This window comes from Ancylobacter sp. GW821-FHT10E12 (genome assembly GCF_058809335.1).
In genome coordinates, this window is the sequence record NZ_JBXASN010000033.1 from 1 (window position 1) to 14,277 (window position 14,277).

The 14,277-nt window shown below is 61.7% G+C and carries 11 protein-coding genes; 3 read left to right on the plus strand and 8 right to left on the minus strand.

Annotated features, from left to right (window positions below; genetic code table 11):
• Positions 1-249 (plus strand): hypothetical protein (locus tag AC1RU4_RS25830; RefSeq protein WP_492894675.1); only part of this gene is annotated, 249 nt, incomplete at its 5' end.
• An 8-nt stretch (positions 250-257) separates the two neighbouring features.
• Here AC1RU4_RS25830 and AC1RU4_RS25835 read toward each other — a convergent pair.
• Entirely contained in the window at positions 258-632 is a 375-nt protein-coding gene (locus tag AC1RU4_RS25835) for a hypothetical protein (protein ID WP_492894677.1), read from the minus strand.
• A 197-nt stretch (positions 633-829) separates the two neighbouring features.
• Between AC1RU4_RS25835 and AC1RU4_RS25840 the strand changes: the two genes are divergently transcribed.
• Entirely contained in the window at positions 830-1,009 is a 180-nt protein-coding gene (locus tag AC1RU4_RS25840) for a hypothetical protein (RefSeq protein WP_492894679.1), read from the plus strand.
• Between the two features lie 230 nt (positions 1,010-1,239).
• Here AC1RU4_RS25840 and AC1RU4_RS25845 read toward each other — a convergent pair whose 3' ends face one another.
• The 5 genes from AC1RU4_RS25845 to AC1RU4_RS25865 form a co-directional block, all read right to left on the minus strand.
• The gene (locus AC1RU4_RS25845; RefSeq protein WP_492894681.1) at positions 1,240-1,494 is read right to left on the minus strand and encodes a KilA-N domain-containing protein; all 255 of its coding nucleotides are present in this window, start codon (positions 1,492-1,494) and stop codon (positions 1,240-1,242) included.
• 633 nt (positions 1,495-2,127) lie between these two features.
• A complete protein-coding gene (locus tag AC1RU4_RS25850; RefSeq protein ID WP_492894683.1) occupies positions 2,128-2,694 on the minus strand; it encodes a hypothetical protein in 567 nt (188 codons plus the stop codon).
• 6 nt (positions 2,695-2,700) lie between these two features.
• Positions 2,701-3,417 (minus strand): hypothetical protein, encoded by a 717-nt coding sequence (locus AC1RU4_RS25855; protein ID WP_492894685.1) that lies wholly within the window; start codon positions 3,415-3,417, stop codon positions 2,701-2,703.
• Positions 3,414-4,169, minus strand: coding sequence for a hypothetical protein (locus AC1RU4_RS25860; RefSeq protein ID WP_492894687.1), 756 nt, complete (start codon positions 4,167-4,169; stop codon positions 3,414-3,416). Before AC1RU4_RS25860 ends, AC1RU4_RS25855 begins: the two co-directional genes overlap by 4 nt.
• Positions 4,170-4,678: 509 nt before the next feature.
• Positions 4,679-4,876, minus strand: coding sequence for a hypothetical protein (locus AC1RU4_RS25865; protein ID WP_492894689.1), 198 nt, complete (start codon positions 4,874-4,876; stop codon positions 4,679-4,681).
• A 306-nt stretch (positions 4,877-5,182) separates the two neighbouring features.
• Here AC1RU4_RS25865 and proA point away from each other — a divergent pair, with 306 nt between their 5' ends.
• Positions 5,183-11,206, plus strand: a complete 6,024-nt coding sequence (gene proA, locus AC1RU4_RS25870) for an anti-phage protein ProA (protein WP_492894691.1) — start codon at positions 5,183-5,185, stop codon at positions 11,204-11,206.
• A gap of 149 nt (positions 11,207-11,355) precedes the next feature.
• Here the strand turns inward: proA and AC1RU4_RS25875 are convergent, their stop codons facing one another.
• Complete coding sequence (locus AC1RU4_RS25875) at positions 11,356-12,798, minus strand: AAA family ATPase (protein ID WP_492894693.1); 1,443 nt, start codon at positions 12,796-12,798, stop codon at positions 11,356-11,358.
• A 203-nt stretch (positions 12,799-13,001) separates the two neighbouring features.
• Positions 13,002-13,784: a YdaU family protein gene (locus AC1RU4_RS25880; protein WP_492894695.1), complete on the minus strand. Its 783-nt coding sequence runs from the start codon at positions 13,782-13,784 to the stop codon at positions 13,002-13,004.
• Between the last annotated feature and the right edge of the window lie 493 nt (positions 13,785-14,277).

The following is a 14,277-nucleotide window of genomic DNA, read 5'->3' on the forward strand; positions in this document are numbered from 1 at the left end:
CTGCATCCCGATACACCGTCTGGTCGGCAGGCGAGTTGGCCGACCTTAGATCTGGTGATGCAGGCGCTGTTTCCGGACGGGTACACCCTGATCATCAAGCCCAACGACGGCACTCGGGCGCTCAAGCTCTCCGCGCCGCGCAACCCGACCACCGATGCCCGCGAGCGCGCCATCATGCAGAAGATGGGGCGGCTCGGCGGGCTGAAGGCGGCTGCGAACCGGCGGGCGCGGAAGGCCGCCGCGGAGTAGGCTCGGACCTACCGCTTGCGGCGATACCTACGATCCTCATTGAGCGCAGCCAAATTATCAACGCCGTCCGGTTGTGATGGTTCGATATTGGACAGCGAATACTGTCGATAGAAATAGGCCTCCACCGCCGGCCAGAACCGGCCGCCCATCAGGGGATCGACCCTCGTCAGGCCGTGGCGTTCGAGCACGATGGCGATGGCCTTCCAGTCCTTTGGGTCCTGGCTCAGCCTACGGGCGGTCTCCTCCTCGCATGGGAACAGGCCGTCATAGCGATAGGGCTGCTTGGCGTTGCGGCGCCCCGAGATGCCTGGCGCGCCCCTTCGCGCCCCGACGCTAGGTTGGCGTGATTGTGTTGGCTTCACGTCGTCAGGCTTGTCGGTCATTGCGATCTCCTCTGCTGATGGCGGAGGACCTTGGACCAGACTGCCGTTAAGGCGGCGTGTCACGATCGACGCTAGACCACGATCATACGCGTACAGACGGCGCGGCAATGCCCAGAAAGGTCAACTTATCCGCAGCAGTGCGCCGGATGTTATCATTCGAGATATGGTGCGCGATGCGCGACGCTCCGGGAGACTAAATGAAACAGCGGACACTGATCGGCAGCATAATGGTCAGCATCGCCGTTGCCGGACTGTGGTCCGTCACGCGGCTCAATCTCGGGCTGCACCCAGTTCTGACCGGGATCGGCGTCGTGGTGTCTGTCGCCGGCATCGTCGGTGGGATGATGGTGGCGTTCGCTGATGAGCGGGGTCGTTAGGGGGTGGGCAGCGGCCGGCATCATCGCCTTGCGAAGCGAGGGCGGAGGTAGGGACGTTGTGCCACCTACTCTGGAGACCGGTTAGGGAGAATCGAGCGCTTCAATTAGGTGCGCGATCTGCACGCTACGCTCATTAATCCAATTGCGTGTTGAACGTTACGACGACAGAAGTCCGCTTACGACGACGGCCCCGTCGCAAAAACGCACGGCATGACCGCGCGCGTGGCTGCTTACGAACGCATGAGCTCGGGGCTGAGGTACTTGGCGTAGGCGAGGCCGATCTGCCAGTGGGCGAAGGTGCCGGGGGCTTTGCCGCCCCGAACCGACTTCACGAGGTCATTATGGGATTTTCCCACATTGGCCTCGACGGCCTCGATGAAAGCCTCTGCGCTCGGCGAACGGAGCCACTGAGCGGGTTCTTTATTGTCCGGCGACTTCTGCGCCCTCCACATATCGGTGAGCGACAGCGTCTCGTTCGTGGACACCAGCGATCCGAGCGTCGGCGAGTTCGAGCCGGCCCTGGTGATCGCCCACTATGGCGAGACGCCCGACTATCTTGAATGACGGCTGGCCGGGCGTAAAATGACGGACGTGAGTAAGGAGGGTGAGATGCAACGGCTCGAACAAACCGCGCGCGCGCTCTGCTCCATTGACATCGCCGCCGCCTGTGTGCCGCAGGACGAAATCCCGGAATGGTCGATCGCTTCTGGCCTGTCATCGCCAGTGAGGCGCGCGACAGCGTGCCGGAAATCGGCTAGTGGCCCTTCACCGTCGAGGAAATAGCGAAGCTCTCCGAGGAGTATCAGTCCATCATCCGCAATGCTCGAGACGATGCGAACCTGTGGTTTCCGCCTTGATCCGTCAGCCCCACCGACCGCCACAATTCGTTAGCTCACGCCAGAATGCCGGTCTCCTCAGCGGCAGCGATGAACGCGGACCGGAGCGTCTACACCAAGCCCGGGTAGAGGTGGCGCCGGCCGAGGGAAAAGCGGAGGGTTCGCGTTACTGAGCACATTGAAATATAAAAGTGGTTAGGAAGAGTGAAGTTATCAGGTAACGTCGACGGTCCGCGCGACGGATAATTTCAGGTAGCAGCACAACATTCAACGTACCAATAATTAAGCAGACCTATCCCCATCTACAGCCCCATTGACCCGTTCAATCGGCGATAATTCTTTTGTTCTATTCTGAATGCAATCGCGAAGACTTTTTATTCCATTTTCACGAAATAAATACAGCAAATTCCCTCGCGCTGCTTCCTTGTTGTGATTCTGCCAAAATTTTTTTACTGTGGTATGTTGAGAAAATCCAAGTTGAGCGTGAGATATATTGTTGGGTAACCCATCATCGACGACACAAAACACTCTTTTGTTATCAAGGCTGATGGCCCTTATATCGCCACAGCGCGCCGTTAAACCTCCAACAAGAGACCTGCGCGTGTCTCGTTGTAGTTTCGGTGTCACGACGCTAGCCATAACTCCTTCCACGTTACAATGCTTTGATCTGCAGACTGAAAGTGTACCCTTGTGAAGCTCCGATTTTTTGAAGGCCGTGGCCACTATTTCACCATCTTGAATGTCATCCGGATCAATTAATACATAGAGTATTGACTCATCGCGGTTGACCAGGCCAGGTGAATGTTCGCTTTGGACTACGTCTTCCTTGGGGCAGCCGTCGCAACTCATCCAATATCACTCACCCACATACGCGACGAGGTCGCGCGGCGCGCCGATATCAGCGCGTCCCGCTACAGTTCCGGGGGTAAATTTACCGTCCTTCCGGAGTGCATATCCAAACGAGCTATCACCTTCGAATGACAACAAAGCGGCCTTATCGCCCCTGCGCCACTCAAGCACAATCTCTCCATCAGAGCCGACAGCCACTCTAGGGAGAGGCAGCGGCGGAGAGGCCATGAGAAATTTGCATGCATCTCCAAGCGCCCGATATAGGGCGGCAAAGTCATCGACTACTCTGCGTTTAAAGGCGCGATCAAGCGCCATCGCCATGATGCGAGAGTTTGCTGCGCCCACCCTAATCGAAACTTTCGAATCGACATGTCGCACTATGGTGCTGCTCGCATTCCGTCTCAATGTGCGGACATGCCACCCGGTGAGCATGTCGGTGCGAGACGGAACATCTATAGTCCATAAATTCATTGAGCCGCGCGAAGTGACGTCGGGCAACTGCTGGTATTCAAGTGCGGGGCGGAGCGCTAGCTGGGCATTGTTTGTCGACGGCCGGGAAGTGGCGTTGCTGCTGATGCGGTATCGCGCATGGAAGATGGGCGATGATGCATCATCGGTGCGTGCAGAACCATAATTCGATTCCTCGGGGGCCTCTGCCTCAAATGCAGGCGCCACCGACATCGTCGCCAGGAGGCCGTCTGGTACGGATACACCTGTGCTCATGGACACTCACCAAGTTGGGCATTTTCATACACAAGCCCCGCCAACTCATCCAATATGGAGAGGCATTCTGCTCCATCAAGCGCTTTCAGATTATCTTGATACGTATTAATATCAAATTCCATCTGAACATAGTATTTTTCAATCATTTCGGGATGTAGCTCATCGGTCGGCGTTGGCGACGGCACGTTGATAAATACAACGCTAAAAGTGGTGATTCTATTTATTGAGTCTGCACCAAACATAACTGACGGAGCCCGCCAATTAACTCGATAAAAAAAATCTCGCATGCGATCTGCGTCAATATTTACCGATTTGATTATTTTATTGAGCTGGACATATCCGTCGCATCGATTGTCGGTAGGGAATAATATTGTACCGCCCAAGGCCATTCTTGTTACGCCACTCGGCGATAATTTAAACAGACCCCTAGCAGCATCGATCACTTTTCCGAACTCGTCGGCAAACGCCCCGAGTGTGGCGGTAGGAGGAATCGGCCATAAATTTGACGGTGCCGGCGCTCTATAAAAATCCACTCGATCAGGCACCTCGATAAGCTCAATGCATCCGCCCGTCGGCACCCCTAAGACCCGTCGGCGAATCTTATCGCGAGGAAACTTTTCATCCACATCCGGTAGGCCGTCAGAAATAGCCGGCCAAAGATCAATATCGTCCTTGCCGATGTCTGAGCCCAGCAGGGTAACCCGGAGAATTTGGGCTTCAATAGTGCCCAGTTCCCAATCGTGAGACGACATCAAACCCAACTCCAAATGTGCCGCAATTCATAGCACGTCGCCCGACCAACGCTAGTTGGTTTGCGCGTGGAAGAAAGGCGGAGTTATGTCGCATGTGCTCGGACACGAGCCGGAGCGGCAAAGGTACAATTCGCCAACCCGCAAAACGAAAAAAGCCCTGCTTGCCCCGCGAGAGGACGGACAGGGCGGCTTGAGGTAGGCCAAGCTTGAACTGGGGTGCAGGAGCCATCCATGCCGGGACTAGTCTCGGTGGGCCGCCCGCACGACGCGCCAATATCAGATCCCCTCGTGCTCAAGGACATGCAGGAATCCGGCGGGCAGCGGCAGGGCATCCTAAGGCCTCTCCCCTCGTCGCAGGCCGAGACAATCGTCCGCGCAAGCGCCCGCAGATCGGCCGCCTCTCCGATGACTGCGTTATGGCTGCGTTATGGCTGCGTTCGATCTGAATCCTCCCGGTCGGCCGATCCAGTACGGCCCGGTTGGCGCCCGGCACCCGCAGGATGCTGGCCTCAGGGCGATGCACCGGCGCGCCCCCGCAGGATCACATCCTCAAGCTCACGCTGCCGGCTTTCCAGCCGCAGGATGACATCACGCGCCGAATAGGTGTCGGCCTGTCCCCGCTTCAATTCGTCCAGCTGGCGCTGGCGAGACGATGGCGTCGATGTCCTTCTCCTACCGGCGAGCGATCCTCGCTCACCGAAAATCACGCGTCTTCACCCTGATCTCGTCGAGATGCAGATAGGGGTCGACCATGTTGCGCGCTTTCGGTAGACCCCGCTGATCCGGCGTCGGGACCAGTGATGGACTCGTCACCACCTCCGTGCAGAAGCAGGAATGCGCCGTCTCGTGAACTGACGCCAGTGAGGATGGCCGGTATGTCCGACAGGGGTGAGCGATTGGCTCACAATGCGCTTGGCCGCCCTGCTGTTCTCACTACTCTAAGCTGAAGGGGCTCGCCTAAAGGTTTTGCTGACGATAGCCTGACACGAGCAGGCTGCTGGGGGGCGGGTGAAATGAACGTGCATACGAGTGAAACTGGCACTGAGAATGCTCCTGAGACTCTTTCGATCAATGCCGACATCGCCGCCACATTCACCTATGCGTCCTATCAGAATGCCGTGCCGGTGGTGCGTTCGATCAGCGTCTCCAATCTCACCGGCCTCTCCTACGAAGGCTGCACGCTCGATCTGACGTCGACGCCGCCATTCTTCCGCCCGAAGAGTTGGAGGATCGACCGGCTGCTGCCGGGCGATAGCATTGAGCTCGCCGATCGCCGCGTCTCTCTCGATGCCGCTTATCTCGCCAGCCTGAACGAAGCGGAACGTGGTGAGATCACCCTGCGGATGCATCGCGATGGCGAAACCCTCGTCGAAACGCATACCCCGGTGCGGCTGCTTGCGCGCGACGAATGGGGCGGCGTGGCGGATATGGCGCAGTTGCTGCCCGCTTTCGTGCTGCCCAACGATCCGGCGGTGTCGAAACTCCTCCGCAGCGTCGCGGAATCTCTGGCGGCGCACGGACGTGCTTCCGCTCTCGACGGCTACCAGTCCGGCGACCAGAAGCGCAGCCACCTGCTCACGGCGGCGGTCTATTCAGGCGTGGCGGGACTGCGGTTGCACTATGCGGAACCGCCGACGAGCTTCGAGCAGCGGGGCCAGAAGATCAGGCGGCCCTCGACCATCACCCGCGACCGGCTCGCCACCTGCCTCGACACCGTGCTGCTGTTCGCGGCAGCCTTGGAAGGGTGTGGGCTCAACCCGGCAGTATTGCTGTTTCGGGACCACGCGGCGGTCGGCGTCTGGCTGACGAAGCGGAGCTTCTCCCATGCCGTCGAGACCGACCTGACGGATGTGCGCAAGGCCATCGCCGCAGGGGAGTTCGTCGCCTTCGAGACCACCGGCGTAACCCACCGGCCGGTGGCTACGCTGGAACATGCCCGGCAGATGGTCGCGCCGCGTCTGGACAACGACCGGGCCGAGGGCTTTGTCGCGGCCATCGATCTCAGCCGCTCCCGCAGCAACGGCATCACGCCGCTGGCATCGCATGCTCCGTCGGTGAGCGACGAGGAGGAGACGGACGATCCCATCGGCCTGCCGCTTCCCATCGAAGCCGGTGGGCCGTCGCTGCCGGCCGAGGTCGTCGAGGTCAAGCCGACCAGCCCGGCGGGGCGCATCGATCGCTGGCAGAAGAAGCTGCTGGATCTGACACTGCGCAACCGCCTGCTCAACTTCCCCGATACGAAGAAGACCATCCCGTTCCTCTGCACTGACATCGCCTATCTGGAGGACCGCCTCTCCGAAGGTGCGGCGATGCGGCTCATCTCGCTTCCCGCCCAGAACCCGCTCGGCGAGCGCGATGCCTCGCTGTATCGCGAAGTGCGCGGTCACGACATCCATCGCGATTTCGCCGCCGACGCGCTGGCGCGTGATGAACTCCCGTCTCCGCTCGACGCCAAGAACCTCGAGTCGCGGCTGATCGAACTGCACCGGCAGGTGCGTAACGACTTTGCCGAAGGCGGTGCCAACACACTGTTCCTCGCCGTCGGCTTCCTACGCTGGAAGAAGAAGCCCGACGACATTCGCGCCCATCGCGCGCCCCTGCTGCTTCTGCCGGTCAAGCTCGACCGGCGCAGCGCCAGTTCGGTCTTCGCCCTGCGCTTCCACGAGGACGAACCTCGTTTCAACGCAACGCTGCTGCAGTTCCTAGAACGTGACTTCGATCTCGCCATGCCGCAATTCGCCAGCGACCTGCCGCGCGACGAGAACGGCATCGACGTGCCGCGCCTGCTGACCGCCATGCGACAGGCGGTCCGCGACATACCCGGCATGGAGGTGCTGGACGAGACAGCGCTCTCCACCTTCTCCTTCGCCAAATATCTGATGTGGAAGGATCTAGTCGAACGCACCGATGCGCTGCGCGTCAACCGGGTGGTGCAGCACCTGATCGACACGCCGGACCAGCCATTCTCCGGGGATGGCAAAGCTTTCCCGGACGAGCGGGACCTCGACCGGAAATACGATCCCGCCGATATCGTCTCGGTGCTTCCTGCCGATTCCTCCCAGATCGCGGCGAGCGTGGCGGCGGCGGAAGGGCACGATTTCGTCATCATCGGTCCTCCGGGCACCGGCAAGAGCCAGACGATCGCCAACATGATCGCCAACTGCCTCGCAGCGGGAAAGACGGTGCTGTTCGTCGCCGAGAAAACCGCCGCGCTGAATGTCGTGCATCGACGCCTCAAAGCCCACGGCCTAGGTGATCGCTGCATCGAGCTTCACTCGAACAAGGCGGACCGCAAGTCCTTCCTCGCGCAGCTCAAGAACTCATGGGAGAAGGGTCAGGCGGCCGCCCAGTCGGATTGGGTGGCGGTCAACAAGCGGCTGAAGCTGCGACGCGACACGCTGAACGCCTATGTCGAGGCGCTCCACCGCCGGCATCCCAACGGCATGAGTGCGTTCGAAGCCCTCGGCATCGCCCTGCACGAGAGGGATCGCCACGCCCCGGCGCTCGCCTGGTCGCACCGCGATGCTCACGACGACGCCACGCGGCGTGCACTTGGGGATCTCGCGGCAGAAACCGGCCGTGTCTTCGCCGCGGTCGAGCGCGCGCCGGCCCTCGACGGCATCGATGTCCGCGAATGGTCGTCCATCTGGCAGGAAACGCTGCTGGCCACTGCGCGCGACCTCGCTCCGGCAATCGCCACGATGAGGCAGACACATGGAGCTCTGATCGCCCTCCTGGGCTTGCAGGCGAGCGGCGACGTGTCCCTGGACGAACTGCGGAGGCTGTCGACGCTCGCCAGCACCCTGCGCGAGGGATCGGGCGGCGATCGTCGCATCAGCTTCGATCCTGATTTTGCTCGGCTGCGAGAAGCGCTAAGTGCCCTCGAAGGTTCGATTTCCTCCTATCGGTTGACGGAAGCGGAGCTGACGGCGTCTTTCGCGCGCGACACTCTCGGACGCATACCGGTCGAAGACCTCGAACGGGACTGGCGGGAGGTGACGGTTGCCATCTGGCCGAAGAGCTGGCTCGGCCGCCGCCGCGTCCAGAAGCTGCTGCAGAGCTATGCGGCATCCGGCAGGCCCGACCCGCAGAAGGACCTGCCGGTGCTGCGCCGGCTTCAGGGTCTGCGCGCGCAGGTCGAGAGCAGCAATCTCGCCGGCAAGCCCGTCGCCTTCGCCGGCCTCGACACCGATGTGCCTGCGATCGACCGCCAGCTGAACAGTGCCGCGAAACTGCGTGACAGCTTGACCCGGCTGGGAAAGGCGGCCGACGACGTCCGCGTGATCGTGAAGAACCTCTCACCGATGCTGGCACCCGGTGCTGATACGGAACCACTGCTTCTGGCGGCAGCCAACTATCAGCAGGCGCTGGCCGGTTTCGATCAGGCGCTTGCACGCCTGCGCGAAAGCTGCGGCCGCGATCTGCTGGCGCCGGACTGCCCGAATGTCTTCGCCACCCTTTCGGAATGGATCGAGGCGCTTGCGTCGGCGCGTCACCTGCTGCGCAACTGGACAAGCTGGTGCCGTATGCGTGCGCAGGGCGAGGCGATGGGCCTGTCGCCGCTGATCGCCGATCTCGAAAGCGGTGCGCTGGTGCCGGAGGACGCGGGCTCGGCGTTCGAGCTTGCCTATGCACGCTGGTGGCTGCCGCAGGCGCTCGACGCCGATGCGACGCTGCGCGATTTTCGTCGCTTCGAGCATGAGCACGTCATCCGCGAGTTCCGAGAGATCGACGATCTGGTGCGTGCGGAGGCCACGGACCGAGTGGTTCAGACGCTGGCCCACGGTATGCCGACGGTTCAGAGCGTGCCCAGAAACTCCGAGCTCGGCCTGCTGCGCCACCAGATGGAACTGCAGCGGCCGAGCCGGTCGATCCGTGACATAATCGGTGCCCTGCCCGGCAGCTTCGCGCGGCTGGCGCCCTGCATGTTGATGTCGCCCTTGTCGATCGCGCAGTATTTTCCGGCGAACCAGGCACTGTTCGACGTGGTAATCTTCGATGAAGCCTCGCAGATCACCACCTGGGACGCGGTGGGTGCCATCGCACGGGCACAGCAGACCATCATCGTCGGCGACCCGCGCCAGCTGCCGCCGACGAACTTCTTCGGGCGCAACGAGGACGACGAGGAGGTGGAGGAGCACGAGCAGGATCTGGAGAGCATCCTCGATGAGGTGCGCACCGCCGGCATCCCGGTGCGCGATCTACGCTGGCACTACCGCAGCCGCAACGAGTCGCTCATCGCCTTTTCGAATGCCTACTATTACCAGAACCGTCTCATCACCTTTCCGGCGCCAGCCGTCGAGGATCGCTCCGTCCGGCTTGCCCGTATCGACGGCGTCTATGATCGCGGCAAGAGCCGCACCAACCGCACCGAAGCCCGGGCACTGGTCGACGATGCCGTCGCGCGCATGCGCGGGTGGTTCGACCTGCCGGAAGCCAGCCGGCCGACCCTCGGCGTCATCACCTTCAATATCCAGCAGCAGGCGCTGATCCTCGACCTGTTCGACGAGGCATGCCGGCTCGATCCGGCGCTCGAATGGTTCTTCACGGAGGATCGGATCGAGCCGACCATCGTGAAGAACCTAGAGAACGTGCAGGGCGACGAACGCGACGTCATCCTGTTCTCGATCACCTTTTCCAAAGATGTCGCCGGCAAGCGGACCATGGATTTCGGCGCGCTGAATCGCGACGGCGGCGAGCGCCGCCTCAATGTCGCAGTCACCCGGGCGCGGCAGGAACTCGTGGTTTTCTCGGGCTTCGGCGCCGACGACATCGATCCCAGCCGCACCAAGGCGGTGGGTGTGCATCATCTCAAGGCGTTCCTCGACTTCGCCGCGCGTGGACCGATCGCCCTGGCCGCGCAGGACCGGGGATCGGTCGGGGCGGCGGAGTCACCTTTCGAGGAAGCGGTTGCCGCCCAGCTCGTGCGGCTGGGCTGGCAGGTCGTCCCGCAGGTCGGCATTTCCGGCTTCCGGATCGATATCGGCGTCAAGCATCCCGACCGTCCCGGTGCCTATCTCGCCGGCGTCGAATGCGATGGTGCCGCCTATCACAGCTCAGCCACGGCGCGCGACCGCGACAAGGTGCGCGAGCAGGTGCTGCGCGGGCTGGGATGGAACATTCTGCGCGTCTGGTCGACCGACTGGTGGTTCGAGGCGTCCGGATGCGTCGACCGCCTGAATGCGGAGCTTGTACAGCTGCTCGCCGATTACCGCGAACAGCATTCGCAGGACACGGAAGACGCGTCAGCAACGATCCATTGGAACATGGGCCATGAGATCGAGCCCGATGCGGCCGTTCCCGAGGAAGCTGTCGGTGAGGCCGCAGCGTGCGTGCCGAACGAACTCCCGTTGCCGGTCATGGACGCCGAACGGATCGTGTTGGAAGCGGAGGACGAGGTCGTCACCGATGTCCCGGAGGCCAGCGCCCGCATCGCCAATGCGTCAGCGGCGCCCTTCGTGCCCGAGGCCGAGCCGAAACGGGCCGCCCCCGACCCGATGGCTTCTTCGCAATCCGACTCGGGCCACTATCGCGCGACCGATCTGTCTCACTTCGATGTCGACCCGGCTCGCTATTACGATCTCGACTATCATCGTACCCTGCGCGACATGATCGATGCGATCATCGCGCAGGAGGCCCCTTTGCGTGCCGACGTGCTGGCGCAACGAATCGCGCGGGCGCATGGCTGGCTCCGCACCGGCGGGAAGATCCGCGAGCGGATCGACGTGCATCTGAAGAACGCCGACAGCACTACAGAATCCAGCGGCGTCTTTATCTGGAAGAAGGGCAGCGTTTGCGAACTGTTCGACTATCGTCCGGCGTTCGATGAACAATCCCGGCGAGCGATCCTGGACGTACCCCTTGCCGAGCTGGCTGCTGTGGCGGTCGCGCAGCCCTATCTGCTCGATCAGCGCGATCCCGCTCTAGACCTTGCACGCCTGCTCGGAGTGGAGCGGTTGGCCGCCATATCACGCGCCCGGCTTGAGGAAGCGATCGATCGCGCTGCGAAACATCTGCGTGGCGAGATCTCAACCTGAGGTTTCGCATTGCTCAAATAGATTGGCCGGTATTCCGATGAGCTATCCTATGCCGCCGTCGCCCGCCGGAACCCATGCCGCACCAGGATGTCGGCCGGCGCCCGGCATCGTGGTAGGAAACCCGGCCCACTGGGTAGCGATCTTCGTTCTCACACGTCATCCGGCTCCGAGGATGCAATGCGTTCGAAGCGACGGGTCGTGCGCTCATACCTCAGACGCACCGTTCCGGGGCGGCCGATCTCTTCGTGGTAGCGGCTTTTCACCACGCTGATCTCGACGTGATCGCTGGTGAACTCGGGCTTGTAGATGACGATCCCCACGTCCACCTTGTTGGCCCAGTGGGCGCTGTCGGAGATGCTGTAGAGCCCTGGCCGCTCTCCGCCGGAGAGCTTGGTCGGATGTGCCACAACGATCATGTGCACCGAAAGGGCTGAGGCCAGCCGCTTGAACTCTTTGATGGCCTTGCCGGTGTATTCGGTCAGGCTCAGATCCGCCGGCCGGCTATGGTCGAGCTCATTCCAGGGATCGATCACGATCACCTGCACGCCGAAGCGAGAGACGGCGGCAGCGCATTTCTCCAACACCCAGTTGAGATTGGCCAGATCGTCATCCGACGGCACGATGAACACGAAGTGATCATCGATCCATTGATCGGCCTGAGCAATCTCCTCGTCGGTTGGAAGCTGTCGGCCGGTGCCGTCATCGAGCGGGAGGCGCAGATACCATTCCCGTAGCGCGCGCCGATGATCTGATTGTGGGTGCTGCTCGAAGCTGGCGACCGCGATCCGCCAACCGAGGTGCCAAGCGAGCCGGCAGAGAACGTCGTTCACGAAGGTGGTCTTGCCGTGCCCCGGAATGCCGGTGATGACGCAGAAGTCGCCGAACCGAACCCGGTAGTGGGGATCGAGGGCCTCGATACCCGTCGAGAAGGCCGCGCGCTCGGGGACCGGCGGCAGCTCGGACATACGATAGATGCCATCCACCCTGATCCACTCGGCGCGGGCGATGACCTCCCGGACGCCGCGCTCGCCGTAGCGCCGCAGCGCGTCGTTCAGGTCCTTGCAGCCTTTGGGATACCGCACCCATTTGCATCGCTCTTTCCCAAGACGCAGGGTGAGGTCGTTCATCAGCACGACGCCGGCATCATCTCCGTCGGTGGCGAGAATGATCTCGCGGATGCCGCGTAGCGCGGGACGTGCATGGTCGAGATAGTCGTATTTGCGGCTGTCCTGGCCAAGTTCCACCAACTTCGCGGGCGCGCCATCGGGCACGGACACCGTGCGAGCGAAGCCGCTCTGCAGCGCGGCGATCGCATCAAACTCACCTTCGGTAATGATCAGCGGCTGATCAGCGAGCGTCGGATCGGCGATCACATCGAAGTTCCAGAAGCATTTGACCGCGCCGCGGTCCTGGCGGAACTGCTTGTCGGGCGTCCGGTATTTATGGTTCACCACCTCGCCGGCGACGACGAAGGGAAAGACGAGTTCCTCACCACCATCGTTTCGCGGCAAGCTCTCGAGACCAAGCTTCGCTGCCAGCTCCGGATCGAGTCCGCGGGAGGTCAGCAGGTCGACGGTCGCCAGCGATATCATGGCCTCGTACCCCGCCGCTCCAGCCACAGTGGTGGCAGTGGAAGACGGCCGCGTCGACGGTGATCGTGACCGACAGGCAGCGGTCGGTCCGATGTTTTCGCAGGTGGCTGCACTTGGGGCATGTCGTCTTCCGATTGCCGGGACCCGCGTTGCTCAAGCGGATGCCGATTGAACTGAGAGCCGTGTCGTGCATCCTCGCGGCCTCAGATCGCGACACGACATTCGCCGGGCGCCAAGGCCGCAGGTCCGCTGCGGGGCTGGCGAAGGCAGGCGCCGATGAACTCCTTCGGATCGTGCTTGGTCGAGGCTTCCTCGATCGCTGCACGGGCTTTCGGGATGGAGCCACCTCTCGCCTTCAGCAGCCTGGCAACCAGACCGCCGGCGTCTTTGCCGAGCACCTCCCGGCCTCGTCGAAACAGGTCCTGCTCGGGATCTGGTCCCGCCACGATCGCCGGTCGGGAAACGGCGGCCGGCGGACCCGTCGGATGCAGGTCCAGTTCTGTCATCGGCGCCGAAGCGTTAGCTTCGGAACCTCTTATCTTCTCTTCTCTTCTCTTCTCTATACGCGCGCGATGTTCGAATTCATTTATCGCTAAGCTGTTGTTTTCGCTCGCATCGACGTGGTTTTCGCCGTTGTTTCGTGCACCTTTCGGCTCGGTTTCGCGAGATTTCACGCTAGTTTCAGCGACTTTTCGGCCAGGTTTCGCCGCGTTTTCGATCTCGAACTCGGCACGACGGTTGGTCAAAAACCCGCCTTCCGCTACTAGTTTTCCGAGGTCGATCAGCCGCTGGCGCAGGGACGTCCACTTGCGCACGGACACCCCACAGACACCAGCGAGCCACCTGGCATCGTCAGGAATCGGGCCACAGCGATCGTAGATCAGGTCGAGGCAGAGGCTGTAGGCGCCCTTCTCCTCGAGTGTCATCTGCATAGTGCTGTGGATGAAATCGGCGCCGCAGCGCTTGTACCATCTACGCCCGCTCATCGGAGGTCTCCATCGGCGCCGGGCCGCCAGGCCCCGACACGCGTAGGGTGGTCGATAACGACCTCCCGGCGCCGATGAAGATCGGAAAGGGATGGTCGTGTCCTTCCCCCTGGCGAGGGGGCATCAAACTGTCTGGCGATCATGTGCGGCCTCAATGGAACAGGCCAACGCACGCACTTTTACTTGGTCGAGAGTGGACGGATTTTCTCAATACCCGCAAGCGGATATGTCGATTTTTGTGTCCATCCACAGGCGACGTTCCCCATCGAGCGCTACCCCTTGCTGGTAAAACGCTGACCACTCTCATGAATTCGAGGTGGCCGCTTAACCATCAGCACAATAAAAATGTGGACGAGCGGTGGATGAGCTTGGTGCTCATCCATCAAAATCGCCTCGATTGCCGCCGACGATCATGTTCGGCCAGCCATTGCTGCCCGCATCGTGGCGCACAGCGAGCCGATCTCCTCCGCCGTCGGCGTGAGTTCCGCCATTC